This is a genomic window from Nocardia sp. XZ_19_369, from assembly GCF_015355715.1.
Classification (GTDB): domain Bacteria; phylum Actinomycetota; class Actinomycetes; order Mycobacteriales; family Mycobacteriaceae; genus Nocardia.
This window is the reverse complement of the sequence record NZ_JACVED010000015.1, coordinates 108665-122648: the sequence shown is the minus strand read 5'-3', so window position 1 is coordinate 122648 and position 13984 is coordinate 108665. Positions and strand designations below refer to the sequence as shown.

Genomic DNA, 13984 nt, shown 5'->3' with positions numbered 1-13984 from the left:
ACAACCGCCAACGACGACACTCCAGTCTCGGCTGGCTCACCCCATCGGAGTTCGAGAAGACCAACCGCCATCTACAATCGGTCTCCTGATTCTCGTGACCCGGCGGACAAGAACCCGGGACAGCCCAAAGCGGTCCCAAACCCGGGACGGTTCAAAGTGTGGGCCCGTGCCGAATTGCAAGAGCGAGGGCGTGCCGAGAAGTTGGCAAGCGGGCGGCCCGTCCGAAGGCTTCACGGCGACAGCGTATCGATGCCGAGTCCGCTGGCCAGCTTCTTGAGTTTGAACGTCTGTTCGCTCAGCTGGTTGAGCGGGTTGAGGTCATTGCGCCGCACGTGCACCGGGTCACCGTCGATTTCCGGCATCGACCAGGGACCGTTGGCCGGGCATGAAAGCACGCCGCTGACCGGGCTGATGTTCCTTTGACCTCGATGACCACGCAGGCGCGCGGAGTGATGACCACCAGGTCGGTCTCGGTGGCTCGCCGACCGCGGCGACGATCGGCGAGGTAGCAGCCAGAGACGGCAACACCGTCGATCATGTACGGGCCAGTCCACGAGCGCAGCCAGCCGAGGACGATTCGTTCGGTGGGTGCAATCCCGCGACGATCACCGTTGACAACCAGCATCGCAGACCCCCTGTCCATGCGAACGCACCGAAACGGCGTGGTACCAACATATCTCGGCCTACCGACACTCGGTGCAGTCCTCCGGAAGGCTCGGTCGTCTGGCTTTGATCGCGAATTTGGGCACCGCTTTAGTCGCGAATTTCGACAGCATCTTGTTCCCGGCTGGTCGCGTAGCTCGACACCTGCTGCGCCGTCATGGTTGCGGCACAGCGGTACCCGACCGATCCCGCAGAGGGGATGGTCGCTTGCCATCGTGACGGATCATCACGTCGCCGCTCGGGTGAATCACCGACAGCAGCTTTGGAACGGGTTAGTGTTTTGCCTGGTGGCGGAGTCCGCAGTCCCTGCATGACCCGGTAAGCGGCTATGTGCGGATCTTTTGAGGGGAGACGCAGCGCACTACTTGTCGAGTGGACGTATCTGGCCGGAGTGGGCGCTGAAGGTCACGATGGTCGCGCCGGTTTCCGCTTCGGAGTAGTCGAGCTCAAACTCGTCGCTGGTGTACAGGTCGACAATGAAGCAGACCGCACCGCGCGGTACACCGAGATCCTTAAAATCGTCGGTGGCGATCACCACGCGATCGAATTGGTTGAACACGATGTCCTCCCGCCGGGTAGCGATCTGATCGAGCCGGAGTCTACGAACGGCGAAGTACGGCAGAGGCTGCGACACTCCTTCGGGATAGACGGTGCGTTCGGCCAGCCATAGGCCAGGCCGGTGCGCCGAAGCGAGCCGTAAGCGGCATGTGCGCGTTCGCGAGATCAACTGCGGGTCAACACTTATGCCTGATCGAACGCGTGGGTCGCGGCATAGCTCACTAATTCTGACTGAAGTCCGCTTCGACGAATATGTGTGCGGCGCCGTCGGCTTGGATGGCGTTCCGCGCGGTATCGCGAAAGATCGTGTTGCTCTGGGGTCAGGGTGCCAATCCTCTGCAAACGGCGTGTTTGGCCCTGAATACCTGGCTCTCGCTTCACCAGAGGCTAGTGTTGCCGGGCTCGGCCGTGTGCTTGATGTCTTCCATCGCAACGAATGCTGGAGGGGAATCTGAGTGTTTGTGCGTACAGGCAGAATTCGATCGATCCTTCGGGCGGTGTTGGCGGTGCTGTTGTTGGGTGTGCCCGCCGGTGGTGTCGGGTTCGCGGACCCGAGCATCGACAAGGACCGCACGATCGAGACCCCTGAGGGGTGGGCGATTTCGGTCACGAAGACCGAGGAGAATCTGGATCGGGTGCCGCCGTTGAACGCCGCCGCGTTCTCCCGTGAGGCGTTCTTTTCCGCTACTGCCAGTGCGGTGATCGGTGGGCAGGGCAGCACGCCGGTGCGGGCGGGGATGCTCGCGCTGGGGTTGATGATCGGCTGCAACACCGACGTCTCCTCCGGGCTCACTCTGGGTTTGAACGCCAACCTCGGCGCGAATCTCGGTGTCACCGGCAACGGCACGCTGTCGCAGTCCCCGTCCGGCGGTGTCGGAGGTAACGCTGGCGCCAATGCCGGGGTCGGCGGGAATGTCTCGGTGACGCTGCGCCCGGGCACCATCACCACCGTGACGTTGGCGTCCAAGCCGATCGCCGCCGCGACGGGGGACTTGGCGCTCAAAGAGGTGGCCTTGCACGTGGATTCCTGTATCGGGCAGGTCGCGATGCGTTCGATCGCGTCGTTGACGGTCTCCACCGCCACCCGCGACGACTCGGTCACCGTCTATGGCGAACCACAGTCGTTCTGACCGCAATCCACAGTCCCTGGGTGACCAGATGTCAGTGTTATAGCTGATCACCACCCCCGGACCAATGCGATAGCATCCCCATTACTGATCTTGATCGGTGTCGGCTCGTATAGCTCTCCCCCGTATTCCCAGTTTGGTGAAGCCTGCAACGCAGCAGAAGGGAGCACGGCCTGTGATCGCCGCAGTGCCTTCTACCGATCTCGATGATCTGGCGCGAAACCGCGTGCGGCCGGCGCCCACGCCGACTCGCGCAGGCCGACTTTTGCCACAGCGATGTCGAACCGTCGTGGTCGTGGCACTGACTGCGGCCTTAAGCGGCACGGCCATTGTGGGGTGGTCAAGCCCCGTCGCGGCGCAACCGATCTGCATACCCTCACCCATGGTGTCGTGCCCACCTCCGCCACCACCGCAGCCCCAACCCGGACCACCCTCCATGCCCCCGGTGCCGACACCAGCGATCCCGACCGCGCCCAGTCAACCCGGCCCTGGCGGCGGGCCCAACGGTGGCGCCTATATCCCACCAGCACCCGGCCCCTACAATGGCACACCCATCATCCCGGTACCCGGCGCACCGAACCCAGTACTCCCCGGCAATGAGCCGCCTGCGCCCCCGCCACAGCCGAACCGACCGGCACCCCCCGGCGCTGAGCCTGTTCCCGGTCCGGAGGCACCCCCGCCGCCCGCGTCCTCGTCGGCAAAACAAGTCGCGTGCACACCCGGCGGAGCCTCGCTGGCTGACCTTTTCTGCGGGCAACGCCGCAACGTGGTCTGCGATCCGGGGTGCTTGATGACGTTCGAAGATCTCGAGCGGTCCATCATCGTCGGCCGCGGTCTCCACGGAAAATACGAGGAAGACTTCAAGGCAGAGTTCGAGCAGCTCAAAGACCTCAACGACCGCCAGTTGTGGGAGCAGGTCGGCAGGGACTTGGCTGAGAAACAAGTCCAGCGGGAAACCCTCGACCAGTTCAACGAATGGAAGATCTCGGGCAACAAGACCGACCGCTGCAAAGACTTCAACCGACTTCAACACACGTACAACGGCAAGAGCCGATGTGGCGGTCCAGTCGCGGTGTGCCCACCCCGCGGGGGAGAAACCGCCGAGGAGGCGTCTCAGCGGCTCGAGTACATCGGCCGGGCCAACAACACCCCGCGCCCCCGCATGAAGGTACCCACCAACGTTCCGGACCCGCGTTACGGCGGCAGGACATTGCGGCAGGTCGGCAGCGACGAAGCGAACAAGGAACGCAATGCCAGCGAGGCCAACAAGATCAAATATCAGGGCTATCAGGTCGGACATGCCCCTGACACGACATGGGGTGGCGACCCGAAGTCGCCCGGTGGGTGGGTCAAAATGACCCCTCGACTCAACCAGTCGATCGGCGGGCAATCCGGTGCCTACCCTGACGGTTATTTGGCGTACTCGTTCGTCCCGGGACACTGGGACGAGGTGAATATGGAGTGCGTCGCCGACACATTCTGACCCGACCGGACGAACAGCAGGAGACTGAGGAGACACAGTGAGGAACTGGAGTCAGCTCGTTACGACCCTTGCTCAATTGCAGGAACGCGCAGCCACATTGCGTACGGAACAATGGCGATCCGCACCACCGAACCCACCCGCCACCGACGCAGATATCGCCGCGGCCGAACAACGACTGGACGTGCTGTTCGACGACGCCTACCGGGATCTGCTGCGCACCTGCAACGGCTGGCCGGTATTCGGCAGCAGCCAGCTGTACGGCACCAACGATCTCGGTGCCAGTGACCTGTGGGCCCTCAACAACGACGCGATCGACGAATATTTCGCCAGCCAAGGACGCGACGCGACAAAAGCTCCCGACGGTCACAAGTTCGTCCTGGTCGCACACGACAACTCCTCGTCCCGCTTCGTCGTAGCCGCTTTCCCCACCGCGACTCGCGAACAGTCCAGCCGGTGCTACGACTGCCAATCCGGTGAAGACACTCCCTTCGATGACATCTACGCCTGGGCACAGTTCGAATCGCGAGCCATCACCATCGGCCTCGACGAGGCCATCGCCGAGGTCGCAGAGCAGTGACCGACACACCAACCGGTAGCGACGCCGCCGACCACGACAGCGAGGCCGGCCCGGCCGCAGCTCAACCGATCCGAACAAGTGAGCAGCCCAACACCAACAAGGCATCAGGGTCTGGGCGTTGGCACGCCTCCCGGCCGGTGTGGGTTGTGCTGACAGCAGTGACAATCGCTTCCCTAGCCCTTGCGGGCACCACGATCGCGCTGGTCTTGACACATGACGGTCCCGACAGCAGCGATGTCGGAGTGCCTGACCCCCGCGATATCCCAGTACTCGACGCGTTTGGCCTCAAGCAACGCGTTCTGGTGCTCGATGCTGTCCGTCAGTACTTCGAATCGATCGGCGCGCAGGACCCTGTCGCGGTCAACGCGCGCTCCTGCGCCCGTAGCCGAATCGACTTGAACGGGGACGGCATTACTCAAGCAAACGACGCCCTCCAGCAACAGTTCGATGCGCACGGAGCACCACACCTGGAGTACACGATGCTGATGGAGTTCCCGACACGCGACACCGCCTACCTCGACGCGGTCGCGTATTATGACCGCCCCGTCGACGCACTGGGCGGCGCGACCAATGAACGACTCCGAATCGATCTCGAGTGGGAAGACTACGAGTGGAACGTCTGCTCGATCCGCAAACGCTAACGAGTACGCCATGTCGACCCGGTCGTGCCAGGGCCGCGCCGACTCACATCAGAATTGTCAGGTGAGGATCCAGACTGGGCACGGGAAGCTATTCAAGTCGTCGCTATGCCGCGACTCCCAAAGGCGCCAGAGCTGAGTGCTATTCGAGAGTGCCCAACGGTGACACCCGGACGGGGTAGGTCGACCGGGAGTCGCCGACTTCGTCTCCGAACTGCACAGAGGTGCACGATATTCGGCTAGTAGCGGACGTTCCCGAAGGTGACCGTTGGGGTCTACTTCTCCCTGAAGATGCCCGAAGACGTCGAGCAGTCCAAACAAGGCACTGACTCCGAATCTTTGATCGTGCATCGCTTCGCACGAGCAACGGAATGCACCAGTTCGGATACGACGCGTCCCCCCGAACGCGACACATATGCCCCCACCAGGCTATTTCCAGACGCCGACGCGCGGGTCGCGGCATGACAAGTGTGTTTGCAGGCTTCGGCGGACTCCCGCACGCGTAGTGCCGATCATGACTTCGACTTCGCCGCCGACCAGCCACACGAGAACGTCGTCGACGCACAGCGATTGCGGTCCGGTGCGCTCGCGCGCAGCGATCACTGCATCTAGCCCAAATCCGTCCGGCCCGGTGGTGCACACCTCGATCCAGTTGCTTCTGAAAGCTAGTCCCCCGAACGACCCTCGTCGGAGCATTCCCTCGCATACCTGCTGGATCGCCGGACCGAGGATGGCTGATACGTGTTGGTCGATCGGCTGGCTCCGCGCGGATTCGGCGAGAGTCTTGCTAGCGAGGTATCCAGCCGGGGAGCTTGGAGCCGCGTTAGTTGCTCGTGACACCCACTGAAATCCTCTACAAGACTTGATCTTTGGGGGTGAGGTGCTCCGCGTCCCCCTCTCGGGGACTCCGTATTCACTGATATATCGGCTGGTCAGAGTGAGTTCTGGACTTGATTGGCCTGGGAGCTGGGCGCGCCTGAGTTCGAGTAACGTGACATATGGTCCACTCATAAAAAGCCGCAGGTCAGAGACCTGCGGCTTTTTTAATCGATTATTCCAGGGCGGGTGATTGCATGGCTGACCTGCGTCGATGGTTGCAGGTTGGGGTTCGAGTCGCGTTAGGTGTCTGGCATCCAGCTGGTCAAAGTGGCGTGACCTCAGGGGTCCTGCGACTCACACGGTGGCCAAAGCCGAGGCGACGTACGGAAGTCGGTATTTGCGCGCGTGGGAAGTCGTGTCGAGCAACAGATTGGACAGTCGACCAACGCGCGCTCCACGGCTGAAGAGTGCAGCGCGCTGTGCCGTTAGATTCACTACGTGAGAGTGCGCATTCAGGCCGGCGGCAAGCCGATAGCTGTCACCTATGAGATCCAAGGCGATGAGCAGCTGCTGTCGGCCGGTGATCATGTCATCGTGGAGTACGACATCCCCGATGGCGCCGAGGACGATGTGCATGTTCGGCATCAGGAGCATGGCATCACCATCTACATTCCAGTAGCCATCTGGCGGGTGTGGTCGTCCACAGGTGCAGACATCACGCCGTAGGACTTCGCACGAATTTGGTAGTGAGGTTCCCCCGCTTGGCCGGAGAGCGAATTATCTGGTTCCGACCGGAACCTGTTGATGGTAACTGGATTCGAACTCATCCGGTGATCGCCAACCCAGCTTCTTCTGGATCCGCTGGTTGTTGTACCAACCATCGATGTAGGCGAACAACGCGTTCTCGGCCTCGTCGCGGGTCCGCCAGGACCGGCGGTAAACCAGTTCGGTCTTCAAGGTGGAGAAGAAATTCTCCATCAACGCGTTGTCATAAGAGTCACCGACCGATCCCATCGATTGCGCAATCCCGTTGTCGGCCAACCGCGTCGAGAACTTGAAAGCCGTGTAGGTCGAACCGCGGTCGGAATGGTGAATCAGTTCGCCATCGCGAACGTCACGGGACCAGACGCCGTATTCCAGGGCGCCGAGCACGAGATCGGTGTCGCAACGATCGGAGGTCTTCCACCCCACGATCCGGTTGGAGAACGCATCGCGGACCGCGGCCAACCAGAACACGCCTTCCCCGACCGGGATGCGGGTCGCGTCGGCGACCCACATCCCGGTCGGGGCGTCGGCGGAGAAATTCCGCTCCACCAGATCTGGTGCCGGCCGGGCCCGCGGATCCTGTCTGGTGGAACCGATCCGCCACTTGCGGCGCAGGAAAGCGCCCTGCAAACCGGCCTGCCGCATCAACCGCTCCACCCGTTTGCGGCCGACACCGATGCCGCGCCGCGCCAGCATCGCGTGCACGCGCGGAGAGCCGTAAGTGCCGCCCGAACTGGTATGGATATCGACGATCTCGGCTAACAACCGCTGGTCTTCGAGTTGCCGTGCCGACGGCTCGACTGCGCGTTTCTTCCACTCGTAGAACGTCGATGACGCGATCTGAAGCACCCGTAATACGAGCTCGACCGGGTACTGCGGGTGGTCCTTGACGAACCGCACGATCACCTCCGGGTCTGGTCGAGCTCCGAGGCGAAATACGCACTCGCAGAACGCAACACCGCGTTCACCCGCTCCAACTCCGCGACCTTCTTCTTCAACGCCCGATTCTCCGCGGCCATGTCCGTGGTCGGCCGATCGGCCCGTTCACCGGCATCGGCCTCGGCCTGGCGGATCCAGTTCCGCAACGCCTCGTGATGCACCCCGAGCTGCGCGGCGAGCTTGCGGACCGTCGGCTTGGGATCGGACTCCCGATACAACCGGACCGCCCGCGCCTTCAACTCATCGGGATACTTCTTCGGTGCTGCCACAAGAGGCTCCTTCCTGGTCCTATCGGACCATGCTCAGAGCCCTCCAGGAAAGCGGGGGAACCTCACCCCCAACCAGCCCGGCCCTGGTGGCGGACCCAACGGCGGCGCATATATCCCACCAGCACCGAGTCCCTACAACGGCACACCCATTATCCCGGTGCCCGGCGCCCCGGAGCCAGTGCTACCTGGCAATGAACGTCCCCCTGCACCGCCGCCGACGCAAGTGCCGAACGCGCCCGAGGGTCCCGCGCTTGCGCCCCCGCCGTCACCGCCCGCTGTCCAGGGCCCCGATGTCGTGTCGCAACTCGAACGCGCCGCGAAGCTGCACGAACAAGGTGTGCTTTCAGATCAGGAATTCGCCGACCTCAAGCAGCGCATTCTGCACGGCAACCCGCCGCCACTGCCACCGGAATCGTCGCCACCTTCCCCAGCCACGCCGCCGCACGACGAGAACGAATCCGGACCACAGCCTCAGAAACGTGGAACCGATGGCCGCATCTCGTTCCTGCTGATCACGGCAACGGCAGCATTCCTCGCTGGCGCCCGATCTGCAGGGTCTCCCGCCGGGACACGAATCGGACGCTCGGGGCTGCCGGTCCAGCAAGTAGCCAGCGATCCCAAGGCCATCTACCCGGACCAGCAGGTCACATCGAACCTTCTGGTCGCCCCACCGATCCAGCCCTCACAAGGCAGGGTCGTGTGGGAGCCCGATACTCCAGGATCTCAAACCGGAACATTGAGGGGCACACTGCACACCGGTGTCGACGCCGGCACCTCCCTCGGCCCAGGGCAGCTTCTGATATCCAAGAATGGCGAATACCTGGATATCCCGGTCACCAAGAACGGCAACGACTACGTCTGGGAAGTCCCCAACGCCAAATCAGGCGACGAGATACAAATTTGGCAGGAAGTCTACTTCCGCTCACTCAAAAAACCGCGGGACCAGCCGACAGTCACGTTCAAGGGAACGGTCCATCCACAGCAATACCCGCCACCCGACGCAATCAAAGTCACGCCGGAAACAAGAACAAGATCTATAACGGCCATCCGAATCCGAATGTTGAACATGGTGGTCATGGATGGAACGCAACGAACCCGAAGCGGAACAAGGATCTCTTTCCGGAGAGCTGGACAGAGGACGATATCGCTAGGGCCGCGATAGCGATTGCGAAGAACCCGAAGCCGTACCCGCGGCAACCACAGCGGGACAGCGGTAACTACATCGTCAACGGGTACGCCCCAGGTCCTGGCGGCGGGCTCAACATCAACGTTGTGGTTGCCCCGAACGGGGAGATCGTGACAGCGTATCCAGACGGAGGCCAGCCAGGGGTTGGCCGCACGGGCCCCGACGGCCGGCGCCGGTGACCTGCTTGTTGACAGAATCGGAAGGTGAAATGTGGATGAAGCCTACTACGCCCAGCAATTGAAGAATCACCATTGGTGGAGCGAGAGAATCGATAAACTGCTGGATGGCCTGCGCGCTAGATTGGAGGCGCGCTCGGCGGCGCTCGGCGACGATGAAAGTCCATACGTCTTCTACGATGCGATGCGGGAACAGGCAGAAACCCCAATTCTGGTCGACTCCATCGCGGCGACGCTGTACCGTGGGCAGATACCGATCACCCCCGCCGAACGCGACTTGTTCCGGGAACTCATGTACAAGATCGAAGATCCTGATCCGATGTTTCGGTTCTTACATGATCGCGACCACATCATGACAGAACTCAACGTCGTCGACGAGCTCCCCCCGCTACCCGATCCTGGGCAGGACGGGCACCCGGCACTCGAGGTCAGTATCGATCTGCATCGCCAGCCCGAATAGTGAGCTTGCGCGCCGGTGTGAACTATGCCTAACGAGCCTTGACCGACAAATCCTCGATAGGACGCTGCGGATCATGGCATAACTCTTGATCGCCGGACCGAGGATGGCTGATACGTGTTGGTCGATCTGCTGGCTCCGCGCGGATTCGGCGAGTGTCTTGCTAGCGAGGTATCCAGGCGGGGAGCTTGGCGCCGCGTTAGTTGCTCGTGACAACCCACTGAAATCCTCTGCATCACTTGAGCTTTGGGGGAGAGGCGCTTCGCGTCCCCTTCTCGGGGACTCCGTACCTATTGATATATCGGCTGGTCAGGGTAAGTTTTCTGGACTTGATTGGCCGGGGAGCTAGGCGCGACTGAGTTCGAGTAACGTGACATATGGTCCACTTCATTCGCTGGGTGAGCCCTGCACGCGGAATGCGCGTGCGGGGCTCATTTCGTCTGTTTTGTGGGGGCGCAACCCCCACGCCCCGCCCGGCGGGGCTTCGCCCCCCCCGGACCCCCCTTCTCGGGTTCGCCTGCCCGAGGTTGTTCGCGCCCTGGACTACCTCCTCCGGTGCGCCGAGCCGAGGCAGCACCGCCGGATCTCCTTGTCGGGCTCGCCTACCCGAGACCGTCTGCCCCCGGCCCTCTCCGGGGTTCGCCAATCCCGGAGTCGTGCGGAGTTTGGAGTCAGCACCACACGACTGGGTTGCCGGTGTCGGCGGCGGCTTGGAGCACTCGGGTCAACGGGATGAGTATGTAGTCGAACCGGTCTGGGCTGACCGGCGTGTTCTGCACGCGCATCCGGCGCGGATAGCTCGGAGAGTTCGTCGGGTTGATCGGACCGTGCACCGGGACCTTCGTCCGTTGTCCGGTGCCGAGGTCGGTGAACCAGTATCCGCCCCGCCACGACTGTTTCTGGGTGAAGTTGCGCGCCCGAAAGATCTCCGATTCGGGATCTGCGGCGGTGTCGACGATTGTGAGACCGGCTTCGGCATCAAGTGCAAAGTTGTGTTTTGTCCGGCCATCCCAGCTGAAAACTCCTTTGTATGCCGGTACCGCGGTTACCAGCGTTTCACCAGTTGAGGCGTCGACGAGCGTGGTTTCGGTGCCGACGGTGGGCCGGTCGCGGAATTCGGCGATTTCGATGAGCGCAGCCGAGGCTGACGTTGGTGACAGCTGGCCACCGTTGCGGTCGGGAAGTTCCGTGGACAGGGTCGGGAAGTCGGCTGCTCCGGCTGCCTCCAGGGCTGACCGAAAGAGTCTGTAGCCGGACCAGTTCGAGATCCGTTCGGATGCGAATTCCATATGTTCGTGCGGGCATGCGCCGTCACGGATCCAGCCGTCCACACTGTGGTGCTGATCTTCATGCCCTTCGTAGGGCAGCGAGAGCGTCAGATAGCCCGCGCCGTCTTCGACGATCAGGTCTACCGGGACCGGCGCGGCGGTGGTGCGGCCGTCCTGCCAGCATCGGCAGCGTACGAAGGCATCCAACCCCATGCCGCCATCGTAGAGACGGCTTTGACGACGTGCGTCGATGCCGGAGAGCTGTCCATTCCACCGGCAAACCACTGCCGATGAATTACGCACTGAAATTGATTCAAGTGTCCTCGGCATCGAGGGCGATGTTGCGGGCGAATACCAGTCTCCGCTGGGCTGCCACACCGCTGCGATCCCGTCGGCGAATCCCGTTTGGTCAGCAGCTCAGCCGCTTTCGGACGTGTCGGCCACGCCGTCGAGCCCGAAGCGCCGAGCTCGGTGATAGAGCGTGGGTGTCGGCGGTGGTGCTGCTCGGAACTTCAGTCCGTGGAGGTAGACACGGTTGTGAAGATGCCGTTGCTGTGGTTGGTCGTGTTCGGTAGCCTCCGAACATGAGTGATGGGGGGATTCCAGCAGCTGGACAAAGCGTTTCCGTAGTTCCCGAAAAGGTGCGTGATGTCGGCAAGTTCGTCTATGAGCTGGCCGAAGCGCTGCGCACGGCGTTGGATTCCGCGGCAAAGGACGTCGCCACATTGGCGGGTGGCACGTGGACAGGTGACTTCGCGAACGAGTTCGGTGATGGCTGGGCCGATGTGCGAGACGGCGGCGGTCAGATCATCGCCGCCTTGGCAGGTATGGCCGAAAAACTGGGGGTCACTGCCGAGACGTACCAAGCCCGCGATGAAAGCAACGCCACCGCACTGAACGCCTCCAGCTTGGATCTGCCGTGAGTGCGGAGTTCCAGGTCGATCTCGACCATCTCGATGAGATCGTGGCGAGGCTGGCCGGTCTGGCGGGGTTCGTCGCCGAGCGTCTGGATGAGGTCGATGACAAGGTCGCCACTCTTGCCGGGAGCGGCTGGGAGGGCGTCGCGGCACAGGCCTATGCTCAGGCGCATCGTGAATGGGCCACGGGTGCAAGAGAATTCGCTGACGGGGTCCGGGAAATGAGTGATGCCGCGCGCAAGGCCCACTCTGCTTACGGTCGGGCGATCGAGATCAATTTGAGGATGCTCAAAGGGGGCTGAGCAGTGCTCGTCAACTGGGAAACCTACTACGAGGCCGCCAAGAAGTGTCATGACCTTGCGGTTGAGCTGCGTAGTGCAGACAAGCCGGTGCACGATGCGGTCAAGGGTGAGTGCGCCGGCATGGCCGGTGACGCCCCCGGATGCAAGCAATGGGGCGAAACCTACGACCGGGTTGCCCAGGAAACGATGCAGACATGCACGCATCTGGCTGACGCTCTGACCAACTTCGGGAATGTGCTGTACGCCAGCGGATACAACTATGGCGTAGCCAACAAGAGCAGTCCGGCACCACCGCGACCGACGATCCAGCAGGTCGGGGAGTATAGGGTCAGTATTCCAACTTCTGTTCATGAAAATGGAAACGGTGTCAAACACAACGGCGGCGCCGAGGAGTTCTTCAGCGAACTCGTGGCCAAGCTCGTCAGCACATTCGAAAAGCTCCCCAACGGAGATGTCGACAAGCTCGCGAAAGCCTCCACCACGTGGAAGACATTTGCCGAAAACGAGACCGTCAAAGGTGCGAGCGCTAAGATCTCTACGATTTCCTCCTTGTTCGACGGCATGGACCAGGCTCACAACCGGCAGCTTATCCAGGAAACCTTCGGCTCCCTCAAGTCCGGAGCCGACAATCTGGCCGCGGCTTCACTCAATGTCGCTGCACCGGTCGCGGATTACCATGGCTCGACAAGAGAGGTCGGCGAGGCGATCAAATCGGCAATGGAAACGTTCGCTTGGGCCGTCGGGCTACTCGTTGCCGGTGCGGCATTGGGTGCTCTGTTCAGCTTCGGCGGTTCTATTGCGGTGGCCGGCGCGGGTGTTACCGCCGCCGCTGCCGATACAATCAACGTTATCCGCGGTCTCTATAGCAGCAAGAGGCTGTTTCAGATCCTCAAAGTCACGCTGGCCGCCAGCGTAACCGTAGGAGTCATCGACTCCTTCGACAAAGTTCCCACCCTCAGTGATGGCATCAAGGCTTTGGCCACCATCATTGCCATGCGCGCGGTGATCGATGATGGCGACCAGGGTTCTGGCACCGGGCCCGATTCGGCGGCGGTACCCAACAAGGATGTCACTGACGAGATGGCGCGGATGCTCCGTGAGGGCATCCATCCAGGTGAAGACTGTTCTGAGATTGCGGAACGATTGGAAAAGGTAGCGGCGGGCGCAGGAGAGATACTCAGAGTTGATCCACCACCCGGGAAAGATGTGACTGTCGAGGAATATGGGAGGCGCGAAGAATTCCTATATCATGAAGTCTATACAGACGGGAAGTACGTCTACGATCCACGGCATAATTCCAATCCGGTACCGATCGAGGAATGGCGGAAGACTATTATGGGAGATAATCCCGGTGCTACTATCAAGCCGGTGGGGTAATGAACTCTCGTGATTTCATTGCCCGACTCCAGCCCTACGGGGATCTCGAATGGTACCGGCACGCGGGCGGTACTCGCGATGACGGCTCGTCCGTTCCGCCGCTGGTGGTCTGGCGTTTTGCGGAACCTCGGCCGGTTGAGTTCGCAGAACAGCTGCGTAAAATTATCGATTCTGATCATCGTGATATCGACTGGCTGTTCGACACCACGCGGCGGAACTGGGTGTTGGTTCCGGAGCGAGTCATGGCCGAGAAAGAACATCACCGCTTCGCGACCGAAGCGCAAGCCTCGGATTTCCTGGAGCGGCAAGATAAAGAATTCTGCGAGCGTGCGGTAAAAGATTTCGACCGGATCATCGGTGAACTGGATGAGCTCTTGGGCGCTGGCGGAGCCCGGTAGGTGTTAGTGCGGTCGGACCGGTCGCACATCAGCCGAGCCTCACTCGAATGCGCACTTCATCCCGT

General features: G+C 61.8%; 16 protein-coding genes. 11 read left to right on the top strand and 5 right to left on the bottom strand.

The genetic code is table 11. From position 1 onward, the window contains the following. Positions 1-230 precede the first annotated feature (230 nt). Together IBX18_RS42960 and IBX18_RS40555 are read right to left on the bottom strand one after the other, a co-directional pair. Positions 231-362, bottom strand: coding sequence for a hypothetical protein (locus IBX18_RS42960; protein WP_255528297.1), 132 nt, complete (start codon positions 360-362; stop codon positions 231-233). Between the two features lie 662 nt (positions 363-1024). Next, on the bottom strand, positions 1025-1222 hold the full coding sequence (locus IBX18_RS40555; protein WP_194838708.1) for a hypothetical protein: 198 nt from the start codon (positions 1220-1222) through the stop codon (positions 1025-1027). 505 nt (positions 1223-1727) lie between these two features. Between IBX18_RS40555 and IBX18_RS40550 the strand changes: the two genes are divergently transcribed. The 5 genes from IBX18_RS40550 (at position 1728) to IBX18_RS40530 (ending at position 6591) form a co-directional block, all read left to right on the top strand. Next, positions 1728-2351 (top strand): MspA family porin, encoded by a 624-nt coding sequence (locus IBX18_RS40550; protein ID WP_194838707.1) that lies wholly within the window; start codon positions 1728-1730, stop codon positions 2349-2351. A gap of 787 nt (positions 2352-3138) precedes the next feature. Continuing rightward, positions 3139-3831, top strand: a complete 693-nt coding sequence (locus IBX18_RS40545; RefSeq protein WP_194838706.1) for a hypothetical protein — start codon at positions 3139-3141, stop codon at positions 3829-3831. Between the two features lie 37 nt (positions 3832-3868). Further along, complete coding sequence (locus IBX18_RS40540) at positions 3869-4408, top strand: SMI1/KNR4 family protein (RefSeq protein ID WP_194838705.1); 540 nt, start codon at positions 3869-3871, stop codon at positions 4406-4408. After that, a complete protein-coding gene (locus IBX18_RS40535) occupies positions 4405-5049 on the top strand; it encodes a hypothetical protein (protein WP_194838704.1) in 645 nt (214 codons plus the stop codon). The genes IBX18_RS40540 and IBX18_RS40535 overlap by 4 nt, the downstream gene beginning before the upstream one ends. Before the next feature lie 1314 nt (positions 5050-6363). Then, positions 6364-6591, top strand: a complete 228-nt coding sequence (locus IBX18_RS40530) for a hypothetical protein (RefSeq protein WP_194838703.1) — start codon at positions 6364-6366, stop codon at positions 6589-6591. Between the two features lie 51 nt (positions 6592-6642). Here IBX18_RS40530 and IBX18_RS40525 read toward each other — a convergent pair whose 3' ends face one another. Next, positions 6643-7530 (bottom strand): IS3 family transposase, encoded by an 888-nt coding sequence (locus IBX18_RS40525; protein ID WP_194838702.1) that lies wholly within the window; start codon positions 7528-7530, stop codon positions 6643-6645. 2 nt (positions 7531-7532) lie between these two features. After that, on the bottom strand, positions 7533-7838 hold the full coding sequence (locus IBX18_RS40520) for a transposase (protein ID WP_194838701.1): 306 nt from the start codon (positions 7836-7838) through the stop codon (positions 7533-7535). A gap of 699 nt (positions 7839-8537) precedes the next feature. Between IBX18_RS40520 and IBX18_RS43565 the strand changes: the two genes are divergently transcribed. Both IBX18_RS43565 and IBX18_RS40510 read left to right on the top strand, forming a co-directional pair. Further along, complete coding sequence (locus IBX18_RS43565; RefSeq protein ID WP_373889273.1) at positions 8538-9203, top strand: EndoU domain-containing protein; 666 nt, start codon at positions 8538-8540, stop codon at positions 9201-9203. Positions 9204-9234: 31 nt separating this feature from the next. Next, positions 9235-9660 carry a hypothetical protein gene (locus IBX18_RS40510; RefSeq protein WP_194838699.1) on the top strand — a complete coding sequence of 142 codons (426 nt, stop codon included), beginning with the start codon at positions 9235-9237 and terminating at the stop codon, positions 9658-9660. Between the two features lie 668 nt (positions 9661-10328). Here the strand turns inward: IBX18_RS40510 and IBX18_RS40505 are convergent. After that, positions 10329-11255 (bottom strand): hypothetical protein, encoded by a 927-nt coding sequence (locus tag IBX18_RS40505; RefSeq protein ID WP_194838698.1) that lies wholly within the window; start codon positions 11253-11255, stop codon positions 10329-10331. A gap of 254 nt (positions 11256-11509) precedes the next feature. Between IBX18_RS40505 and IBX18_RS40500 the strand changes: the two genes are divergently transcribed. From IBX18_RS40500 to IBX18_RS40485, 4 genes are read left to right on the top strand one after another with little or no spacing between them, the layout of a single operon-like run. Then, positions 11510-11848: a type VII secretion target gene (locus IBX18_RS40500; protein WP_194838697.1), complete on the top strand. Its 339-nt coding sequence runs from the start codon at positions 11510-11512 to the stop codon at positions 11846-11848. After that, positions 11845-12144, top strand: coding sequence for a WXG100 family type VII secretion target (locus tag IBX18_RS40495; RefSeq protein ID WP_194838696.1), 300 nt, complete (start codon positions 11845-11847; stop codon positions 12142-12144). Before IBX18_RS40500 ends, IBX18_RS40495 begins: the two co-directional genes overlap by 4 nt. A gap of 3 nt (positions 12145-12147) precedes the next feature. Then, positions 12148-13521 (top strand): hypothetical protein, encoded by a 1374-nt coding sequence (locus IBX18_RS40490; RefSeq protein ID WP_194838695.1) that lies wholly within the window; start codon positions 12148-12150, stop codon positions 13519-13521. Next, positions 13521-13919, top strand: coding sequence for a hypothetical protein (locus IBX18_RS40485; RefSeq protein ID WP_194838694.1), 399 nt, complete (start codon positions 13521-13523; stop codon positions 13917-13919). The genes IBX18_RS40490 and IBX18_RS40485 overlap by 1 nt, the downstream gene beginning before the upstream one ends. The last annotated feature ends 65 nt before the right edge of the window (positions 13920-13984 follow it).